A 20,539-nucleotide genomic window follows, 5' to 3' on the forward strand; every position below is an offset into this window, starting at 1 on the left:
GTTTTTGTTAATCAACCAAAGAGATGATGTGAAAATAATGAACATTACCAGGAAGAAGAGGACCAGGCTGTACCGGGATATCGTGGCCCAAATAAGGCAGCTAATTCAAGAGGGTTCCCTGTCACCAGGTGACCAGTTGCTCCCGGAAAGGCAGCTGGCGGAAAAGCTCGGGGTGAGCAGGTCGGCTCTCAGGGAAGCCCTAACAGCATTGGACTCCATGGGCTATATAGATATTACCCCGGGCGGCGGGGCCTATATCAAAAAAATGGGAATGGAGAGTATGGTTGAACCCCTGGCTGCCATAATGTTAAAGGAAAGAGAAAATGTGTTTGAACTGTTGGAAGCCAGGAAGATCCTGGAGGTGGAAATTGTAAAACTAGCCGCCCAAAGGGCAAGTAAATCCGATTTGTATCAGATCAGAGAAGCGGCGGCGGAGATGCATAATGAAGTGATCAATAACAGGGATGCCCATGAGCCGGATGTAAACTTTCACCTGGCCCTGGCCCGGGCATCACAGAATTCCATACTGTACAACATTATGACCATGCTGGCGGGATTAATGAAAGAGGCTTACGGCCCAAGCAGGAACGAATTGCTGAAGGACCCCGAACAAAACCAGATCTGGTGCGAACAGAATTTTAAAATATACGAGGCGGTTAAGAACAACAACCCAGACCTGGCTTCCAAACTGATTAGAGAGCATTTGCAGATGGCTGAAGATAAATTGAAAGTGATTTTTGGTGATGATGATAGCGATTGAATTTTTTTTTAAACTTCGTGGTTTACAATGGTCGGACCAATTATTGTGTTCTACTGTACAACCGTTCCATTAATTGCTACGGAGTGAAAAAGGAAATGACGACAAGGGGGGACCAAGGTTGAGGATTGACGAGCACCCGGTATTGACATTCACCAGAGGTAAAAAGGTAACATTTTATTTCGACGGTAAAAAAATTGAAGGGTATGAAGGGGAGCCCATCGCAGCGGCTTTGCATGCGGCCGGGGTTAAAGTATTGAGGCATAGCCACAAAAAAAACCGTCCCAGAGGTTTTTATTGTGCCATTGGCAACTGTTCTTCCTGCTTAATGGTGGTAGACGGCGTTCCCAATGTACGTGTATGCGTTGAAAAGCTCCGCGAAGGCATGCAGGTGGAAACCCAGAAGGGGAGGGGTGATTTAATTGTTGAAGACTGATATAGCCATTATCGGTGCCGGCCCCGCAGGGCTTAATGCAGCTATCAGCGCCGCCGCCATGGGCGCCAAAGTACTGCTGCTGGACCGGGATGATCGTGCGGGCGGTCAATTAATCAAACAAACCCATAAATTCTTCGGTTCCAGGGAGCTGCACGCCTCACTCCGCGGAATAGATATCGCCTCATTACTGCTGGCCAGGGTGCGGGAATTTGATAATATTGATTTCAGGCTGGGCGCAACTGTACTGGGCTATTACGAAGATGGTGTCATAACGGCTGAATACCGTGGGAACTTTTTGAAAATAAAGGCTGACAGGTACGTTATTGCCACGGGGGCGTCAGAAAAAATTCTACCGTTTCCCAATAATGATTTGCCCGGGGTATATGGTGCCGGGGCTGTTCAGACCCTGACCAATGTATACGGCGTTCTGCCGGGGAAAAGAGTAATTATGGTGGGTTCAGGCAACATTGGCCTGATCGTTAGCTATCAACTACTGCAGGCGGGGGTTCAAGTGGCAGGTATTGTGGAAGCTGCGCCCGGAATCGGGGGGTACCTTGTTCACGCAGCCAAAATAAGGAGGGCCGGCGTACCCATATATACTTCTCACACTATAAAGGAAGCTTATGGGGATTCAAGTGTTCAGGGTGCAGTGATCTGGCAGCTGGATGAAAAGTGGCAGCCCTTAAACGGGACAGAGAAGGATATTGAGGCGGACGTTATTTGCATAGCCGTCGGCCTGACCCCTTTAACGGAATTACTGTGGCAGGCTGGCTGCCAGATGAAATACGTGCCCCAACTGGGCGGGCATGTGAACTTAAGGGACGAGAATCTTATGACCAGTGTGCCGGGTATTTATGTTGCCGGGGATGTAAGCGGCGTTGAAGAAGCCAGCGCCGCCATGCTCGAAGGTAAACTGGCGGGGCTGGCGGCTGCAAAAAGCCTGGGCTACAGCATTGAAAATTACGATGAGCTTTGGCAGCAGGCCATAAGCCAACTGGACGGGCTCCGTTCGGGACCCGCTGGTGAAAAAATTCGCAGCGGTCTTAAAATGCTGGTTAGATAGTTGGAAAGAGAGGGGTAATATGCTTACAAAAACAGGGGTACCGACCGCGCAAGAACTGGACCGGGTTACTCCGACCCGGCATAGGCTGGAGCAGGGACCGGTGGCTATAATTGAATGTTTTCAACAAATACCCTGTAATCCTTGTTTTCTTTCCTGCAAACAGGGTGCCATTCAGGAATTCAGCGATATTAATGACCTGCCCGTGCTAGATGACAGCAAGTGTACAGGCTGTGGCATATGTATAGCAAATTGCCCGGGGCTGGCCATTTTCGTGGTGGATTATTCTTATTCCCCGGATGAAGGGCTGGTAAAATTGCCTTACGAATTTTTACCGGTTCCGGAAATTGATGCTCAGGTGGACGCGCTGGACAGGGAGGGCCGTATCGCCGGAAAGGGCAGAGTTGTTAAAGTTCAGCGGTTCAAAGGACAGGAGCGCACACCGGTGGTCTGGCTGGCTGTGCCAAAAGACCTGGTGATGTCGGTAAGAAATATCAAAGTGGGGGGACAAAGCCATGCCCGATAGAACCATTGTCTGCCGGTGTGAAGATTTAACACTGGAAGAGATAAGAGATTTAATTAAAAAAGGCTACCAATCCATTGAGGAGATCAAGAGAGTCAGTCGCTGCGGCATGGGACCCTGCCAGGGCAGGGGTTGCCGGCAGATTGTGGCCCAGGAAATCGCCGGCGCGACAGGTAAAAATATGGAAGAAATAAAAATGCCAAAATTCCGCCCGCCGGTAAAACCCATAAAACTTAGCATTTTGTTGGGTGGTGAAGATAAGAATGCGTAATACCGCAGATGTGGTGGTCATAGGTGGAGGCGTTCACGGGTGCTCAATAGCTTACCACCTGGCCCAAAAAGGCATTAAAAATGTTGTTTTACTTGAAAAAAACTACCTGGCAAGCGGGGGCACGGGAAGATCGGCTGCCGGTATAAGGCACCAGTTCGGTACCGAAATTAATATCCGCCTGTCCGCCACCAGTATAAAGATGATGGAAAACCTGGCCGGGGAACTGGACTACCCGCACGGTATTGACCTGATGCAGGGAGGGTATATGATGCTGGCTTATACTGAAAGCCAGCTGGATCAATTTAAAAAGAATGCGGAGATGCAAAACAGCCTCATGAATGCAGGGACTAAAGTGCTCTCAGTTGATGAAATTGTCAGGATCACCCCTGCACTAAACACTGAAGGGCTGGTGGGAGCTTCCTTTAATAAGAGGGACGGTCACGTGGACCCGTTTCACGTTACCCAGGCCTATGCCGATGCGGCCAAACGCCTGGGGGTGGAAATAAACACCCGGACGGAAGTGGTGGATATTATAACTGAGGGAAACCGGGTAACAGGGGTTGTGACAGGTAAAGGAGAGGTAATTAGCACACCGGCGGTGGTCAATGCTGCCGGGCCGCATGGAGCAATAATCGGTAAAATGGTGGGCATAGATATCCCGCTTTACCCGGAACGACACCAGATACTGGTCACCGAGCCGCTGGAAATGTTTCTCCCCTGCATGGTGATTTCTTTTACCCACGGTACCTATTTCAAGCAGACACCCCATGGTAGCCTGTTGCTGGGGGTGGGAGACCCGGAGCATGAGGTGAAAGACTTTAACCAAGAGTCCACCTGGCAGTTTTTGGAGGATGTGGCCAGGAAGATCACATACCACATGCCGGCTCTCAAAAACGTACGTATAGTCCGGCAGTGGGCGGGATTATATGACATCACCCCCGATTCACAGGCCATTCTGGGTAAAACAGACATTGAGGGATTTTATCTGGATGTGGGCTGGAGCGGTCACGGGTTGCAGTTGGGGCCGGTGGTGGGTAAATTAATGGCCCAGGTAATCGCCGGTGAAAAGCCCGATATTGATATATCCGTAATGAGTATAGACAGGTTCAAAACCGGTGCGCTAATACCTGAGCCCGCATGTGTTTAGTTGTGCTGGTTATGTTTGCACAGCTCTATATAAATTGCACATGGTAACTATTCAGCATCTGTAACTGCTTATGAGTCAGGAGACAGGAGTCAGAATGAGAGAACCGGGCACGGGGCTTTCTGACTCCTGAATACTGAATAGTAACTGCACATGTTGATTAACCATTATTTACTGAAATTATTGGAGGGAATAACTTGGTAGAAACGGCTAAACTCATCCAGGGCAACCAGGCCATAGCTGAAGGAGCCATCTACGCCGGGGCCAGGTTTTTTGCCGGATACCCCATTACACCGTCTTCCGAGGTAGCCGAGGAATGTTCCAGGCGGATGCCAAGGGTTGGCGGCGTGTACATGCAAATGGAAGATGAAATAGCCAGCATGGGTGCCATTGTAGGAGCTTCCCTGGCCGGAGTGAAATCATTTACCGCCACCAGCGGGCCGGGCTTTTCCCTGATGCAGGAAAACCTTGGTTTTGCGGTAATGGCTGAAGTTCCATGCGTGGTGGTGAATGTGCAGCGCTCGGGTCCCAGCACCGGGCTGGCCACAAAGCCCGCCCAGTCGGACATCATGCAAGTGAGGTGGGGCCGTCACGGCGACCAAATCGTTATTGCACTTTCCCCCTCGTCAGTGAAGGAATGTTTTGACTTGACGGTGCAGGCGTTTAACCTGTCGGAAAAATTCAGGGTGCCGGTGATCCTGGCGGCAGATGAGATAGTGGCTCACATGCGCGAAAATTTTACCCCGCCGGCCCCCGGTGAATTACAAGTAATCGACCGAAAAAAGCCAACGGTGCCCCCGGAGCAATACAAGCCCTTTGAGCCCGAAAGTGACGGAATTGCACCCCTGGCCGCCTACGGCAGCGAATATGTCTTTCATGTCACCAGCTCAATGCACGGCCCCGAAGGTGTGAGCAACAACAACCCCGCCAATGCCACATGGAAAGTGTCCCAGTTGCATAAAAAGCTGGAACTATACCGGGATGAAATAGTGCTCACTAAAACCTTTGACGTTGAAGACATGGATATCTTGCTGGTGGCATTCGGTGCAGTCACCAGGGCCGCCCGGGCCGCAGCCGTGGAGGCCCGGAAAACCGGGATTAAGGCCGGGGTTTTGCAGTTGGTTACTGTCTGGCCTTTTCCGGACCGGGAACTGGCTCAACTGGCCGGCAGAGTAAAAACAGTGGTGGTTCCGGAAATGAACTACAGCGGGCAGGTGGCCGGTGAAGTGCGGCGGGTGCTGGGCCCTGATCCGGATATCAAGCAGGTCAACAAGTTTAACGGCCAGATCATCACCCCGCAGGATATATTAAAGGCCATAATCTAAGCCATGAAGGAGGCGTCGCAATGTCCCACGCAACTGGCTTGAAATATCTCAAAAAGGACAGCCTTCCCCTGATGTGGTGCTCCGGGTGCGGCAACGGCATCGTCCTGGCCGCCTTGTTAAGGGCCTTTGAAGAGCTGGGGTACGGCAACCACAACACTGTGGTGGTAACCGGCATAGGCTGCTGGGGAAAGGCTGACGATTATATAACCACCAACGCCCTGCATACCACCCACGGCCGCGCCCTGGCTTTTGCCACCGGCATTAAGGCCGTAAACCCCAAATTAAACGTGGTGGTGCTGATGGGTGACGGCGACGGCGTTACCATCGGCGGTAACCATTTCATCCATGCCGCCAGGCGGAACATCGACCTCACCGCCATCGTCGTGAACAATTGCAATTACGGTATGACCGGCGGCCAGTTTTCCGCCACCACCCCGGCGGACAGTTTTACCAGCACCACCGCTTACGGCAACCCGGAGAGGGAACTGGACATCTGCGCCCTTGCCGGGGTGGCCGGGGCCAATTACGTGGCCAGGGGAACGGTATACCACGGGCGGGCGCTGCAAAATCATATAAAAGAAGCTTTAAATAAAAAGGGATTTTCCCTGGTGGAAGTAGTCAGCCCCTGTCCCACCCATTTCGGCCGCAACAATAAAATGAAGTCGGCTGTGAATATGCTGAGGTGGCTTAAGGAAAAAGGGGTTACCCGGGAAGAGTATGAGCGGATGACCGGGCCGGAAAAAAACGGTTATTTTGTGATCGGCAAACTGGCTGACCGGAATGCTCCGGACTTCAACACCAGGTATGAAGAAATTCGGGCCAGAGCCCTGGGCCAATAAGAAAGGTGGAAACCGGCATGAAGGAAAGATACGAGATCATACTGGCCGGGTCGGGAGGCCAGGGCTTGATTGTGTGCGGCATGATGCTGGGTGAAGCCGCCATACTGGAAGGGAAAAACGTAGTGCAGACCCAATCTTACGGCATAGCCAGCCGGGGCGGTTTTTCCAAGGCCGAGGTCATCATCGACAGGGACGAAATAATCTTCCAGCAGGTGCAAAAGCCCGACCTGGTGCTCGCCCTGACCGAAGAGGCCATGGAGATATATGCCTCCGGTTCACCGGAGATTCCGGTTTTTTATGATACCACCCTGTTAAAGACCCGTTCCGGTGAAAATTTGTACGGTTTTCCATTTACAGAAATGGCCAGGGAGCTTGGGCACACCGGAACCGCCAACATGATTGCCCTGGGTGTAATGAGCGCGGTTACAGGCCTGGTAAAGATGGAAAGCCTCGCAGCGGTTATTAACAAAAGGTTCTCCGGTAAAGTGGCGGAAATGAATATAAAGGCGCTAAACCTTGGTTTAGCCCTGGCGGCCAAGTAATTACCGGGCGGGAAGGAGTTGAGTGACAAGACAATGGGGAGATTACAGGACATTAAATACAAAACACCCCCGTGCAGGGAAGCCTGTCCTGCAGGTGTCGACGTGCCCTGTTATATCAGGCATATCAAGGATGGCAGATTTGACCAAGCCCTGGCGGTGATTCGTGAAAGCATACCCTTTCCCGCCGTATGCGGCTATGCCTGTGTCCATCCCTGCGAATTGGCATGCTCCCGCCGGCAGTATGATCAGCCGGTGGCCATCCGTATGCTTAAAAGGGCCGCAGCTGAATATGGCAAGGATGGGTGGAAAAATCAAGTAAAAGCAATACCTTCCACGGGAAAAAAGGTGGCCGTCATCGGCGCCGGTCCCTGCGGCTTAACTGCAGCCTACTATCTGGCCGGAAAGGGGCACGGGGTAACGGTGTTTGAAGCCCTGCCCCTGCCCGGCGGCATGCTGCGTTACGGCATACCGGAGTACCGGTTACCGAATGATGTGCTAGACCGTGAAATTGCCGTTATCGAAGACCGGGGTGTGGAAATCAAGACCAACACAAGGGTGTCATCATCCCGGGAATTATTACGGGATGGCTATAACGCAGTTTTCGTTGCTTCGGGGGCATGGCGGGGTATTACAACCGGAATTGGCGTTTTCGGTGATGCCCGGGTGATGGACGGGATCTCGTTTTTAAAACTGGTTAACACCGGCAACCCGCCTGCAGCCGGCAAAAAAGTGGTAGTGGTAGGTGGCGGCAACACCGCCGTGGATGCAGCCAGAGCCGCATTGCGTCTGGGCGCCGGCGTGACCCTGCTGTACCGCCGGACCCTGGCTGAAATGCCGGCCGGCCGGGAGGAAGTCAAAGAAGCGCGGAACGAAGGAGTCAACTTTGAATTACTGACCGCTCCGTTAAGAATAGAAGGTAATAGGGTTTTATGCACCAGAATGACCCTGGGTGAAACGGATGACAGTGGCAGACCCCGGCCTGTTCCGGTTGAAGGCAGTGAGTTTGCCTTGGAATTTGACCTGCTTATCGAAGCCGTGGGACAGTCTGCGGATGCCGCCTTCCTGGGACTGGCAGGCAATTCCGACGGTACCGTTAAAGTGGACCCGGAAACCCTGGCTACGGCTCATAGAGGTATTTTTGCCGCCGGTGACGCGGTAACCGGCCCATCCTCCATAATCCGGGCCATCGCCCAGGGCAAACAGGCGGCGACCTCCATAGACTTGTATTTAGGCGGTAACGGCTTGATTAAAGAGCAATTAGCCGGCGATGCCGGTGAACACACTGATGAGGCCTTGCCAATGGGAGTGCTGCGGGCAAATATGCCAAGTTTAGCCGTACACGAGCGCCTGAGCGGGTTTAGCCTGGTCGAGCGGGGATATGATGTCAATACGGCAGTCAATGAAGCGCGGCGCTGCCTGTCTTGTGATGCAAGAGATTACCAGGTGGAGGTGGATTCCCTGACCTGCAAGGAATGTGGTTATTGCAAGGAAGTATGTTCTCTGGGCATTTTTACACCATCGACTTCCTTTAACCCTTCAGGGTATAAACCTATGGTTGCGACCTATACCGAAAAATGCGCCGGCTGCCTGAAATGCCTGATGATTTGTCCTGATTTCGCCATAAATATCAAAAATGTTTAAGTAAACTTCATTAAATGGTATCAATATAACCTCCCCCTGGTCAGGAGAACCACACCGTCTGTTTTTCCGATCAGGGGATTTTTTGCAAACGACAAAGTCAATTTATTAAAATATATATAACTGTTTTGGCGTAAACTACCCCATAATACTTCACTAAACAAAAGGAGGTGGTGCCATGACAACGACAAAAATACCCAATAGATTAGCCGGGGAAAAATCTCCTTACCTTCTACAACATGCTTTCAATCCGGTAAATTGGTATCCCTGGGAAGATAAAGCATTTGCCAAAGCTAAAGCAGAAGATAAGCCGGTTTTTTTATCTATCGGGTATAGCTGACCGTTGTTATTGATGCACCTGCCATTGGTGTCATGTAATGGAGCGAGAATCCTTTGAAGATGAAGAAGTAGCGGAGCTGCTAAACCAAAATTTTGTAGCCGTCAAAGTTGACCGGGAAGAACGGCCGGACATCGATAATATCTACATGAACGTATGCCAGGCTCTAACCGGCCAGGGCGGGTGGCCGTTAACCATTATCATGACTCCCGAAAAAAAGCCATTTTTTGCAGGCACATACTTTCCCAAAACTTCTAAATGGGGGAGGGCGGGGCTGGTAGATATTTTGCGTCAAGCGTCCCAAAAGTGGCATGAGGATAGAGAAACCGTCCTGGAAGCCGCGGAAAAGATCACCCAACATATACAGCATCAGCCAATTGGCGGATTCGAGGGAACCATTGAGGACGTTATAGCAAAAGGATATAAATACTTCCGCCAGGCTTTTGATCCCGAATACGGGGGGTTTGGTGCCGCACCTAAATTCCCAACCCCGCATAATCTTTTATTTTTAATCCGGTATCACCAAAAAACCGGTGCCAAACCGGCTCTGGGTATGGCGGAAAAAACACTTAAATCAATGTATCTCGGTGGGATAAACGATCACATCGGTTATGGGTTTTCCAGGTATTCTACTGATAGAAAATGGCTGGTACCACATTTCGAAAAAATGCTATATGACAATGCCTTGCTGGCCCTTGCCTACCTTGAGGCCTATCAAGCAACAGGGGTAACTTTTTATATTAGGGCAGCCGAACAAATTTTTCATTATGTATTAAGAGACATGACCAACCCCGAAGGCGGTTTTTATTCGGCTGAAGATGCTGATTCTGAAGGGGTGGAAGGTAAATTTTATCTTTGGCAGCCTTCCGAAGTTATTAAAGTTCTGGGTGAAGAAAAGGGCAATATTTTCTGCCGCGTCTACGATATCACTGAAGAAGGTAATTTCGAAGGCTATAGCATACCCAATCTGATAGCCGGTACAATTGAAGAAAAAGCCGGCGAATTAAATGTGGATGAAACCTGGTTGGTTGAAGAAATGGCAACTTGCAGAGAAAGGCTTTTCCAGCAAAGGGAAAAAAGAACCAGACCGCATAGGGACGATAAAATATTAACTGCATGGAACAGCTTAATGATAGTTGCCCTGGCCAGGGGCGCTTCCGTGCTAAATGTTCCAAGTTATTTGGATGCGGCAAATAAAGCTCTGCAGTTTATCATGACCCATCTGGTCAAAAGCAACGGCAGGCTTATGGCCCGCTTCAGAGATGGTGAGGCCGCACACCCTGCATATTTAGACGATTACGCCTTTTTAACCTGGGGCCTGCTTGAACTTTACCAGGCCACTTTGGAACCGGGGTATTTAAGTCAGGCTATCAAATGGGCGGAACTGACCCGGGATCTTTTTGAAGATCCATCAAGGGGCGGGTATTTCTTTTACGGGTCCGATACTGAACTACTGATTGCCAGGCCCAAAGAAATCTATGACGGTGCCATCCCTTCCGGTAATTCAGTGATGACCTGGAACCTGCTTAATTTGTTCGCAGCCACAAATAATGACGCTTATCTTAAGGCCGTTGAAAAACAAATAAAAGCCTTCATTGGAACTGTTGCCGGCCACCCCGGCGGCTATTCATTCTTCTTAACCGCGCTATTGTTTGCTGCCGGCACATGCGCACATTTAATTGATATAATAAGTCATCAACAAGAAACTGAAATGGAGACCCTGCACTTACCCTTTGACGATGATTCAACTAATGCAGACGATAACCAAATACATGAAGTTGACTAAACCTACAAGAAGCCTGCCATTGCAAGGAGTGAAACGAAGCCGGGGGCTGTGCCCATCTGATAAACTTGCATTGTACTGCAATAGCAGCTATGTTACAATGTGACTGACTGTAGTGGCAGGGATGTGACGTTGCTTGGCTACGCGGGTATTGGTCGCCAATGCGGAAAAAAGCTATCATAACCAGCTTATCGATATCTTAAAAAGGTCCGGTTATTTGGTGATTGCTGAACAAAACGAGTCAAAGGGCGCGCTGCAGGCAGCATTAAAAATAGAGCCGGACGTCATAATCATCGATGATAACCTGCCGGGCGGAAGCTTGTCTTTGGCCAGAGATATTTATGATCATAACATAGCTCCCGTATTGATAGCCACAACATATTCTGAAAAAGATATGATAGAAATCGCCAAGGCGGCAGGCGTATTTGGCATGCTCTTAAAACCAATCCACGAAACAAGTATTTTACCTGCCATTGAAACAGCAATTAATATATTTAATAACATAAAGTCGTTAGAAAGAGATATTAAAAAGCTTAAACAGGAAATTGAGCAAAGAAAGCTGGTTGAAAGGGCTAAAGGCTTGCTCATGGATAAAAAAGGCTTTTCAGAGGGGGAAGCGTTTAGATACCTTCAAAAGGTCAGCATGGATAAATGCGTCCCCATCAGCAAGGTGGCAAAAAATATAATTGCCAAGCTGCAGGTCAAGTGATATATTTGATGTATACAATATTTCTTGTTGCTAATTATTGATTTTTCACTAATATTACCTATAATTAAAGTTGTGGGTAAATTGAATTAGGGGCAATGGCGTCCCAGGCGTCTGCGATGCAGGCTTGCTTGGGGCGTTTTTATTTTCCGCAATCGTTTACCCAAAGGAGTAGGTTATGTTGAAAACTTTTACTAAAAAGGATGTTCTTGAAAAAGCTGCAGAGTATAATGTTAAATTTATCCGGCTTCAATTTACTAATATTTTTGGCACGTTAAAGAATATCGCTATAACTATTGAGGAACTTGAACGGGCGCTTGAAGGACAGGTAAGCTTTGACAGCTCTGTTATCGAGGGTGTGGTAGGTCGATATGAATCTGACATCCTGCTTTATCCGGACCCTTCCACCTTTGTGATCTTTCCCTGGCGCCCGCGGGAAGGTGCGGTAGCAAGGTTAATCTGCGATGTGCTTAATCCCGACGGAAAGCCTTTTGACGGCTGCTCACGCTCGATACTCAAGAAAAACCTGGCGCTGGCGGAAAACCTTAATATGCAGTTTCAGGTGGGAGCTGAAGTTGAGTTTTTCTTATTTCAAACTGATGAAGCAGGAAAACCCACTGTAACTACGCATGACCAAGCAGGTTATTGTGATCTTACCCCTGTGGATATGGGTGAAAACGCCAGGCGGGACATGGTTTTAACATTGCAGGAAATGGGTTTTGATGTTTCTTCTTCACATCATGAGATTGCACCCGGACAGCATGAAATTTTTCTTAAAGATGATGACGCTTTGGCTATGGCGGACAGCATCACAACTTTTAAGTTTGTTGTGCGTACAATTGCCCAGCGGCATGGTTTACACGCAACCTTTATGCCCAAACCGGTTTCGGAGTATAACGGATCGGGACAGCACCTTTTGTTGTCTTTATGGCAAAACGACAGCAATTTATTTTACGACGAGAATAATCCCAAAGGTCTTAGCAAGGCGGCCAAACATTTTATCGCCGGCCTTTTGGAACATGCCGGGGCGCTCACAGCCGTGGCCAACCCGCTGGTTAATTCTTATAAGAGAATTTCTGCGAACGATCTGGCGCCGGTTCTGGCTGGCTGGTCCGAAAACAACCGCAGTGCCATGATTCGGGTCCCATCCTGGCGCGGGCCGGGTACCAGGGTGGTACTAAGAAGTCCCGATCCAGCGGGTAATCCTTACCTGGTAATGTCTGCTGCACTGCAGTTTGGCCTGGACGGTATCAAGAAATCATTAACACCACCGGAGCCATTGGCTGATGATATTCCAACGTGGGAAATAAAAAAGGTCATCAGGCAAATGGGCTTGCCAAGGAACCTTGAAGATGCCCTCAGGGCGTTTAGGCAGGATAAAACTGCCTGGCACGCTCTTGGAGATGCAATTTCTTCCCGCTACTTAGAAGAAAAAGAAAAAGAGTGGGAAAGATTTCAATCAAAAGTACATCCCTGGGAACTTGAAGAATACCTGCGCAATTATTAACAGAAGGAGGTGCCCTGGCAATATTTTATGCAGCAGAAAAAATCAGGGATGGTATATAGAAACCGGTATTAGAAAACCGGTAAACAATATATTTTTTTGTTATAGGAGGATGGAATTATGAGTTTCAGTCGTGGAATCAACGCCAGTGCAGCAACATTAACACGTTTGCGCACAGGTGAAAGCAGGTGTCCATACAGCGGCATGTGTGTAACTTGTCTGGACGGATGCCCGGGGCTTTGCGAAATCGGCAAATCAGCTATAAGAGGTAAAGAAGTACTTTATCCCCAACCATTTGGCAAAACAACATCAGCTTCTGAAAAAGAATATCCTGTTGATTACTCACATTTTAACATCATGGGTACAGCGGTTGGCGCATACGGGATTGCTGCAGATTCAGATCAAGCTATTTTCCCCGCCGTTAACCTGGAAAGTGCCGTTGGCGCGAATGGCGAAATTAAATTAAATCTGCCTATAGTTGTTGCCGGTATGGGATCAACAAACGTCGCGGCCAATAACTGGAGCCACCTGGCTGCAGGCGCTGCTATTTGCGGTGTTGGCATTGTAATAGGCGAGAACGTTTGCGCAATGGACCCTAATTCCGAAATTAAAAACGGGCGTATTGTCCACTCACCAAATATGGCAAGAAGGGTTAAAGATTTCCAGGAATGGTATAACGGAAAAGGCTTTATTGCGGTTCAAGCCAACGTAGAGGACACTTCACTGGGCACCCAGGAATATGTTCTGGAAAAGCTTGGCGTCGAAGCTGTTGAGCTTAAATGGGGCCAGGGTGCTAAAGACATCGGTGGAGAAGTCAAGTTGGATTCCCTGGAAAGAGCGTTACAGCTTAAGAGCCGTGGCTATATTGTGCTGCCCGATCCCGAAGATCCTAAAATCCAGGCCGCATTTAAAGCCGGAGCTTTCGGAGAATTCGAGCGTCACTCCAGAATTGGCTTTGTTGAATACGAGTCATTTATGTCCAGGGTTGAGCAGCTGCGTAATGCCGGAGCCAAATATGTAATGTTGAAAACCGGTGCCTACCGTCCGGCAGACCTTGCCCGTGCCGTTAAATATGCTTCCGATGCCAAACTGGACCTGCTGACCGTTGACGGCGCCGGTGGCGGCACAGGCATGAGTCCCTGGCGGATGATGAATGAGTGGGGTATACCTACTGTTTATATTCAAGCACTGCTTGTTAAATATCTTGACAAACTTGCCGCTAAAGGCGCTTATATACCTCCTGTGGCCATTGCCGGAGGATTTACACTTGAAGACCATATGTTTAAAGGCCTGGCTATGGGTGCGCCATATACCAGGGCAATTGGTATGGCCAGATCGGCCCTTACCGCAGCGATGGTTGGTAAAAATGTTGGCGAAGGCATTAAGAACGGTAAAATTCCCAATGAACATAAAAAGTACGGTGAAACACTGGAGCAAATTTTTATCAGTGCTGTGGAGCTTAAGGATAAACTGGGCGCCGAAGATTTCAGCCGCCTGCCTGTTGGAGCAATTGGTGTTTATAGTTACTTTGAACGCTTGGCCCAGGGATTGCGCCAATTTATGTGCGGGGCCCGCAAGTTTAGCCTGGAGCATATGACCAGGAACGACTTGGTGGCTTTAACCAGAGAGGCTTCTGAAGTTAGCGGTATTCAATATATTATGGATTGTGATGCCGATGAGGCAGAGCAGATCCTTAGTTAAACAAAATAATACATTTTTTAAGTATTGCATTTTATGATTTAATTAGTTTATAATTAATATAATAAAAAATAAATGATACAATGTCGTATCAGTTTTTAGAGGCAATGATGCCCTCATCAGGTATAAGTTTATACCATGAGGGCATTTATTTTCTATAGGGACCTTTTAGGGAGGAACACTCCATGAGCGAACACAGAATTGTCTTGGTAGATGCCGACACAGTGTGGCGCAAAAACATGAAAGCAATGCTGAATAAATATGGCTACTGGGTTGTTGGCGAAGCCGGAGACGGTGTTGGCGCGCTGAAAATGGTTCGTAGCAGACAGCCTGATTTATTGATCATAGATGCCTCATTACAAGGCATGGATGGTTTTAAAGTGGCTAAAATTGTTCACGAAGATAAACTTGCTCCCGTGGTTGCTACAGCTGATCCAAGTTTTCAAGGGGTAATGGAAAAAGCCAAGGAGGCCAAAGTATTCTCACTGTTGTTTAAACCAGCAACTGAAAGCAGTCTGTTACCGGCGATCGAACTGGCTTTAACCAACTATCAGGAAATAGCTGCCCTGGAAAAACAAATCAAAGAATTACAGGATACGCTTGAAACACGGAAATTGATTGAAAGAGCCAAGGGTATATTAACAGAAACATTAGGGTTAACTGAGGCTGAAGCATTCAGGCGGATGCAGAGGCAAAGCATGAACAAACGTGTTTCCATGCGGGTAATTGCGGAAGCTGTGATTATGTCTCAATCATTAAAAACCAAAAAATAAAGGCAACGGCGCCTTTAAAAGCGGTTAATTGAACTGTTTTTAAAGGCGTTTTTTAAGAAAGGTGGGACTATCAATGAGTGACATCATCTCAACTAAAGTTGAGGTAATGGAAAAAGCAAAAGAAGCCAACGTAAAATTTATCCGTCTCCAGTTTACAGACATTCTCGGTGTTTTAAAAAATGTTGCCATACCTGTTGATCAACTTGAAAAAGCACTTGATGGAGAACTTATGTTTGACGGTTCTTCAATCTACGGCTTTACCAGAATTGAAGAATCAGATATGTATCTACGGCCTGATCCCAAAACCTTTGCGGTTTTCCCCTGGCGTCCCCGGGACGGTGCTGTGGCCAGGCTTATGTGTGATATCTACAATCCTGATGGTACCCCGTACATCGGATGCCCCCGCAATACCCTCAAAAGGGTTATGGCAGAGGCGGAAGAACTCGGCTACACCATGCAAGTTGGCCCTGAATTGGAATTTTTCTTATTCCATATTGACGAGAATGGTTTTCCAAGTCTTAAGACCCATGACCGTGCCGGTTATTTTGATTTAACCCCGGTTGATATGGGTGAAGATGCCCGGCGCAATATGGTTCTTACACTGGAAGAAATGGGCTTTGAAATTGAAGCTTCTCACCACGAAGTCGCACCGGGCCAACACGAAATTGACTTTAAATATTCCGATGCTTTAGATATAGCTGATAAAATTGTAACTTTTAAATTTGTTGTCAGAACTATTGCCCAAAGGCACGGTCTTCACGCCACTTTCATGCCCAAGCCGGTCTTTGGCATTAACGGCAGCGGCATGCATATGAATCAAAGCCTGTTCAGAGAAGGCAAAAATGTATTTTTCGATCCGGAAGGCCCACTACAGCTCAGCCAGGAAGCCTACAACTATATTGGAGGCTTACTGAAGCATGCCCGTGCCATCAGCGCCATATCAAACCCCACGGTTAATTCTTATAAGAGGCTTGTGCCTGGCTATGAAGCTCCTGTATACCTGGCCTGGAGCGGGCGCAACCGAAGTCCATTAATTAGAATTCCTGCTAAGCGCGGCATGAGTACCAGAGTGGAATTAAGAAATCCCGACCCTTCTTGTAACCCTTATCTGGCAATTGCCGCCTGCTTAAAAGCCGGTCTGGACGGAATCAAATCAGGTATAACCCCGCCACCGCCGTGCGATCGGAACATTTACCAAATGTCCAGAGCCGAACGTGAGGAATTGGGCATAGGAAGTCTTCCCGGCAGTTTAGAAGAGGCCCTGGCGGAACTGTGTGCCGATGATGTAATAAAAGACGCAATGGGTCCACATATATTCAATAAGTATGTTGAAGCAAAAACCACTGAATGGGAACATTATCGTGTTCAAGTACATCAATGGGAAATTGACGAATACCTTACCCGTTTTTAATGTGTATAATTTTAAAATTATTATAAGTTTGTTTCCATCCTCCGCCCTGCTTCCATGTTGGAACAGGGCATTTTTTTCGATTGTTGCTGCCTGAAGTCGTCATAGCTAAAAAATACTAGCTTTTTATTGCGTATATGTTATACTAAATGAAGTATAAAAATAAACAGAGCACGATGAGGTGCTCTTTACCGGGGCAAAGGAGCCTTCAGGCAGTAATCAATCATGCTACTGCCCTGTAAAGGCTTTTTTTGTAATTGGCCCCGGTTGTTATAGCTCAAAGGAGAGGTGTAGCAATCAGTGGCTGAACTTACCAAGGATGATGTGCGCAGTCTTGTCAAGGAACATAACGTCAAATTTGTGAGACTTCAATTCACTGATATTTTCGGTGTATTGAAAAATGTCTCCATTCCAGTGGAACAGCTTGACAAAGCTCTTAATGATGAACTAATGTTTGACGGTTCTTCCATTGAAGGTTTTGTTCGCATCGAAGAATCGGATATGTATTTGAGACCTGACCCTTCCACTTTTGTGGTGTTTCCTTGGAAACCCAGGGATGGTTCGGTTGCCCGCTTAATTTGTGACATATATAATTCCGACGGTACTCCATTCACCGGTGACCCGCGCCATGTATTGCGCAAAGTAGTGGCGGAAGCGGAGGAAATGGGTTATTCCATGAACGTGGGGCCGGAAGCGGAATTTTTCCTTTTTCACGTTAATGAGGAAGGACAACCTACAACGATTACCCAGGACAAAGCCGGTTATTTCGATATGACACCGGTGGATCTTGGTGAAAACGCACGCAGGGATATGGTAATGACCCTGCAGCTAATGGGTTTTGAAATTGAGGCGTCGCACCACGAGGTGGCTCCCGGCCAGCATGAAATTGATTTTAAATATTCCAATGCTTTAGATATTGCAGATAAAGTAGTAACTTTTAAATTTGTAGTCCGAACTATTGCCCAAAGACATGGATTGCACGCAACTTTCATGCCCAAGCCCATATTCGGTATAGCCGGATCAGGAATGCACCTCAACCAGTCGTTAATAAAAAACAATACGAACGCTTTCTATAACCCCGATGCGCCAAACCAGCTTAGTGAAGACTGTTTACATTATATAGGCGGGCTTATTAAACACATACCTGCCATTACCGCCATTACCAATCCAACGATAAACTCTTATAAGAGACTTGTTTCAGGATATGAAGCACCTGTTTACATCGCCTGGTCTTATAGAAACAGAAGCCCGTTAATCAGGGTGCCAGCCAAGCGAGGGCAGTCCACCCGAATTGAGTTACGCAGTCCCGACCCTTCCTGCAACCCTTATCTGGCTCTGGCTGTATGCCTGAAAGCAGGGTTGGATGGTATAAAAAACAAAATCCAGTGTCCCAATCCCTGTGACAGAAACATTTACGAACTGACCCAGCAGGAACGTGAGGAACTGGGGATAAATATCCTGCCTGAGAGTCTTCAAGACGCTATGGTCAATCTTGCAGCTGATGATGTTATTAGGGAAGCTTTGGGTCCGCACGTGCTGCATCGTTTCCTGGAAGCTAAAAAAATTGAATGGGATAATTACCGAATGCAGGTTCATCCCTGGGAATTAGACCAATATTTAACTAAATTTTAACGCGGAGGTGTATTCATGACGCACACACTGGCTGTACTGGTATTAAACAAGCCGGGTGTTCTGGCACGTATTGCCGGCCTGCTCAGCAGACGGGTATTCAATATTGAAAGCATCGCTGCCGGCTATACTGAAGAGCCGGATATTACCAGAATAACAATTGTTGTGAATGGTGATGACCGCGTACTGGAACAGGTTATTAACCAATTGTCCAAACTGGTTGATGTAATTAATATTACAAAAATGGAAGATCGTGACTCTATTGAAAGGGAATTAGCATTGATAAAAGTGCAGGCTGATCCTGAAAAGCGCCGTGATATTGTTGACATTGTCCAGATCTTCAGGGCAAATATTGTTGATGTGGGCAAGGAAACTATGGTGATTCAGATTATAGGTGATGAGCAAAAAATTACCGCCTTTACACACGTACTGGAACAACAGGGTATCGTTGAAATGGTACGTACCGGTAAAATAGCCCTTTCACGCCAACCGGAGCCGGCTAAGTGTAAAAAAGGGTAGTATTGACACGTATATATAAAGTATGTATATAATAGGGTTATAACTGGTTTTTACGGGGGGTTTGCTGTGTCACAGGTGAAGCGGGTAATGATCAGCCTACCGGAGTATTTGCTTACCGAAATAGACTGTATAGCAGCTTCCGAAAATCGTAATCGCAGCGAATTTGTAAGGGAAGCCATGAAATTGTATATTGCTGAACGCAAACGCAGTTTATTAAGGGAAGAAATGAAAAAAGGCTATCTAGAAATGGCAAGAATAAATCTTTCCCTGGCCATTGAACAATACAAGCTTGAATCAGAAGTTTCCATGCTTTTTGACGAGTCGGTAGCAGGAGGCAAACGTTGATGCAAATACGCCGCGGTGAGATTTATTACGCCGATCTTAGCCCTGTGGTTGGTTCGGAGCAGGGAGGTACCCGCCCCGTTTTAATCCTGCAAAATGATATAGGCAATCAGTATAGCCCAACCACAATTGTTGCCGCCATCACCTCTCAAATCGCCAAGGCAAAACTGCCTACACATGTAGAACTGCCTGCGGGACAAGCAGGATTAGGCAAAAATTCTGTTATACTGTTGGAACAGTTACGTACCATAGATAAGAGCAGGCTGATGGAAAGGGTATCACTGCTGCAAAATGATATGATGGTTAAAGTTAACCAGGCCGTTGAAATCAGCCTTGGGCTGGTCGATATATAAGATCGGTCACTATCAAAATCAAACCGCCGCCATGTGGCGGTTTTTCGCTTTTATAATATGGGCAACGGGGCGCATATATACTCTATCCTAAACTTTCAGGGCCGGTAGTCCCCGCTGCATGACCCGTTACATATATTATTAAAAAAATGTTGGAAGGGAAGTGTAGGTTTGCGTCCTATCATAGGCATAACCTGTTCGTTTGATTATTCCAATAACAAGTTTCAACTTGGCGGCGATTATATCGAAGCGGTAAGGTCCGCTGGAGGAATACCACTACTCCTGCCTCATCAAGAAAGCTCAATTGACGAGATAATTAACGTAATTGACGGCTTGCTGCTTTCAGGCGGGGGTGATATTGACCCCTGTCACATAAGTCAAGAACCCTGGCCTCAAAGCGGAAGTATTGACCCCCTCCGGGATGCTTTTGAATTAACTATCACCTCCAGAGCTATAGCGGAAGGAATGCCGGTATTAGGCATATGCCGGGGAATGCAAGTAATGAACGTTGCGGCAGGCGGTGACATCCATCAGGATATTTATCGCAGCCTGCCCGGGGCCATTAAACACTCTCAGGATGCACCTCGCTGGTATCCAACCCACAATATAAAAATAATTAAAAATACGATGCTGGAAAGAATACTTGGTTTAGCTGAGCTGCGTGTTAACTCCTATCATCACCAGTCAATTAACCATGTGGCACTCGGATATCGTATCTCAGCCTATTCCAATGATGGCGTAGCCGAGGCCATTGAGGGTTTGGGACATGAGTTTACACTGGGCGTACAGTTTCACCCTGAAAATATGTTTAAACGCTATCCTGTCATGCTCAACCTGTTTAAATGTCACATTGACGCATCGGCTCACTATTTGTCGACGAGAAGTCAGAATCGTTAAAAGGGAAAAACACTCTTTTTACCGAAATACCTTTAAAATGACGAAACAGGTGATATAC

General features: G+C 47.7%; 22 protein-coding genes. All 22 read left to right on the plus strand.

Annotated elements, in window-relative coordinates; genetic code table 11:
• Window positions 1-37: 37 nt before the first annotated feature.
• The 22 genes from H569_RS0113060 (at window position 38) to H569_RS20365 (ending at window position 20,481) form a co-directional block, all read left to right on the plus strand.
• Window positions 38-760, plus strand: a complete 723-nt coding sequence (locus tag H569_RS0113060; protein ID WP_027365359.1) for a FadR/GntR family transcriptional regulator — start codon at window positions 38-40, stop codon at window positions 758-760.
• 118 nt (window positions 761-878) lie between these two features.
• Window positions 879-1,193, plus strand: coding sequence for a (2Fe-2S)-binding protein (locus H569_RS0113065; RefSeq protein ID WP_027365360.1), 315 nt, complete (start codon window positions 879-881; stop codon window positions 1,191-1,193).
• Entirely contained in the window at window positions 1,180-2,256 is a 1,077-nt protein-coding gene (locus H569_RS0113070) for an NAD(P)/FAD-dependent oxidoreductase (RefSeq protein WP_027365361.1), read from the plus strand. The genes H569_RS0113065 and H569_RS0113070 overlap by 14 nt, the downstream gene beginning before the upstream one ends.
• A 19-nt stretch (window positions 2,257-2,275) precedes the next feature.
• The gene (locus tag H569_RS0113075) at window positions 2,276-2,779 is read left to right on the plus strand and encodes a 4Fe-4S binding protein (RefSeq protein ID WP_027365362.1); all 504 of its coding nucleotides are present in this window, start codon (window positions 2,276-2,278) and stop codon (window positions 2,777-2,779) included.
• Window positions 2,769-3,047, plus strand: a complete 279-nt coding sequence (locus H569_RS0113080) for a (2Fe-2S)-binding protein (protein WP_027365363.1) — start codon at window positions 2,769-2,771, stop codon at window positions 3,045-3,047. The genes H569_RS0113075 and H569_RS0113080 overlap by 11 nt, the downstream gene beginning before the upstream one ends.
• Window positions 3,040-4,194 carry an NAD(P)/FAD-dependent oxidoreductase gene (locus H569_RS0113085; protein WP_027365364.1) on the plus strand — a complete coding sequence of 385 codons (1,155 nt, stop codon included), beginning with the start codon at window positions 3,040-3,042 and terminating at the stop codon, window positions 4,192-4,194. The genes H569_RS0113080 and H569_RS0113085 overlap by 8 nt, the downstream gene beginning before the upstream one ends.
• 194 nt (window positions 4,195-4,388) lie before the next feature.
• Window positions 4,389-5,516, plus strand: coding sequence for a 2-oxoacid:acceptor oxidoreductase subunit alpha (locus H569_RS0113090; protein WP_027365365.1), 1,128 nt, complete (start codon window positions 4,389-4,391; stop codon window positions 5,514-5,516).
• A 20-nt stretch (window positions 5,517-5,536) separates the two neighbouring features.
• Window positions 5,537-6,355, plus strand: a complete 819-nt coding sequence (locus tag H569_RS0113095; RefSeq protein WP_027365366.1) for a thiamine pyrophosphate-dependent enzyme — start codon at window positions 5,537-5,539, stop codon at window positions 6,353-6,355.
• Window positions 6,356-6,372: 17 nt separating this feature from the next.
• Entirely contained in the window at window positions 6,373-6,897 is a 525-nt protein-coding gene (locus H569_RS0113100; protein WP_027365367.1) for a 2-oxoacid:acceptor oxidoreductase family protein, read from the plus strand.
• Between the two features lie 18 nt (window positions 6,898-6,915).
• Window positions 6,916-8,538, plus strand: a complete 1,623-nt coding sequence (locus H569_RS20355) for an FAD-dependent oxidoreductase (protein ID WP_157833536.1) — start codon at window positions 6,916-6,918, stop codon at window positions 8,536-8,538.
• Window positions 8,539-8,713: 175 nt separating this feature from the next.
• Window positions 8,714-8,875 carry a DUF255 domain-containing protein gene (locus H569_RS23280; protein ID WP_081411013.1) on the plus strand — a complete coding sequence of 54 codons (162 nt, stop codon included), beginning with the start codon at window positions 8,714-8,716 and terminating at the stop codon, window positions 8,873-8,875.
• 37 nt (window positions 8,876-8,912) lie between these two features.
• Entirely contained in the window at window positions 8,913-10,658 is a 1,746-nt protein-coding gene (locus tag H569_RS20360) for a thioredoxin domain-containing protein (RefSeq protein WP_051273653.1), read from the plus strand.
• Between the two features lie 133 nt (window positions 10,659-10,791).
• Window positions 10,792-11,364, plus strand: a complete 573-nt coding sequence (locus H569_RS0113120) for an ANTAR domain-containing response regulator (RefSeq protein WP_027365368.1) — start codon at window positions 10,792-10,794, stop codon at window positions 11,362-11,364.
• A 178-nt stretch (window positions 11,365-11,542) separates the two neighbouring features.
• Window positions 11,543-12,868: a type I glutamate--ammonia ligase gene (glnA, locus tag H569_RS0113125; protein WP_027365369.1), complete on the plus strand. Its 1,326-nt coding sequence runs from the start codon at window positions 11,543-11,545 to the stop codon at window positions 12,866-12,868.
• 117 nt (window positions 12,869-12,985) lie between these two features.
• Window positions 12,986-14,566, plus strand: a complete 1,581-nt coding sequence (locus H569_RS0113130) for an FMN-binding glutamate synthase family protein (RefSeq protein WP_027365370.1) — start codon at window positions 12,986-12,988, stop codon at window positions 14,564-14,566.
• Between the two features lie 182 nt (window positions 14,567-14,748).
• Window positions 14,749-15,336, plus strand: coding sequence for an ANTAR domain-containing response regulator (locus H569_RS0113135; RefSeq protein WP_027365371.1), 588 nt, complete (start codon window positions 14,749-14,751; stop codon window positions 15,334-15,336).
• A 73-nt stretch (window positions 15,337-15,409) separates the two neighbouring features.
• Window positions 15,410-16,747: a type I glutamate--ammonia ligase gene (glnA, locus tag H569_RS0113140; protein ID WP_027365372.1), complete on the plus strand. Its 1,338-nt coding sequence runs from the start codon at window positions 15,410-15,412 to the stop codon at window positions 16,745-16,747.
• Window positions 16,748-17,044: 297 nt separating this feature from the next.
• Window positions 17,045-18,376, plus strand: a complete 1,332-nt coding sequence (gene glnA / locus H569_RS0113145; RefSeq protein ID WP_027365373.1) for a type I glutamate--ammonia ligase — start codon at window positions 17,045-17,047, stop codon at window positions 18,374-18,376.
• Window positions 18,377-18,391: 15 nt separating this feature from the next.
• Window positions 18,392-18,892: an acetolactate synthase small subunit gene (gene ilvN, locus H569_RS0113150; protein ID WP_027365374.1), complete on the plus strand. Its 501-nt coding sequence runs from the start codon at window positions 18,392-18,394 to the stop codon at window positions 18,890-18,892.
• 66 nt (window positions 18,893-18,958) lie between these two features.
• Complete coding sequence (locus tag H569_RS0113155; protein ID WP_027365375.1) at window positions 18,959-19,237, plus strand: CopG family ribbon-helix-helix protein; 279 nt, start codon at window positions 18,959-18,961, stop codon at window positions 19,235-19,237.
• Complete coding sequence (locus H569_RS0113160) at window positions 19,237-19,587, plus strand: type II toxin-antitoxin system PemK/MazF family toxin (RefSeq protein WP_027365376.1); 351 nt, start codon at window positions 19,237-19,239, stop codon at window positions 19,585-19,587. Before H569_RS0113155 ends, H569_RS0113160 begins: the two co-directional genes overlap by 1 nt.
• A gap of 168 nt (window positions 19,588-19,755) precedes the next feature.
• Complete coding sequence (locus H569_RS20365) at window positions 19,756-20,481, plus strand: gamma-glutamyl-gamma-aminobutyrate hydrolase family protein (protein WP_034630623.1); 726 nt, start codon at window positions 19,756-19,758, stop codon at window positions 20,479-20,481.
• Window positions 20,482-20,539: the final 58 nt, after the last annotated feature.

Origin of the sequence: Desulfotruncus alcoholivorax DSM 16058 (assembly GCF_000430885.1) — a bacterium.
In the GTDB taxonomy this organism is placed as follows: Bacteria; Bacillota; Desulfotomaculia; order Desulfotomaculales; family Desulfallaceae; genus Desulfotruncus; species Desulfotruncus alcoholivorax.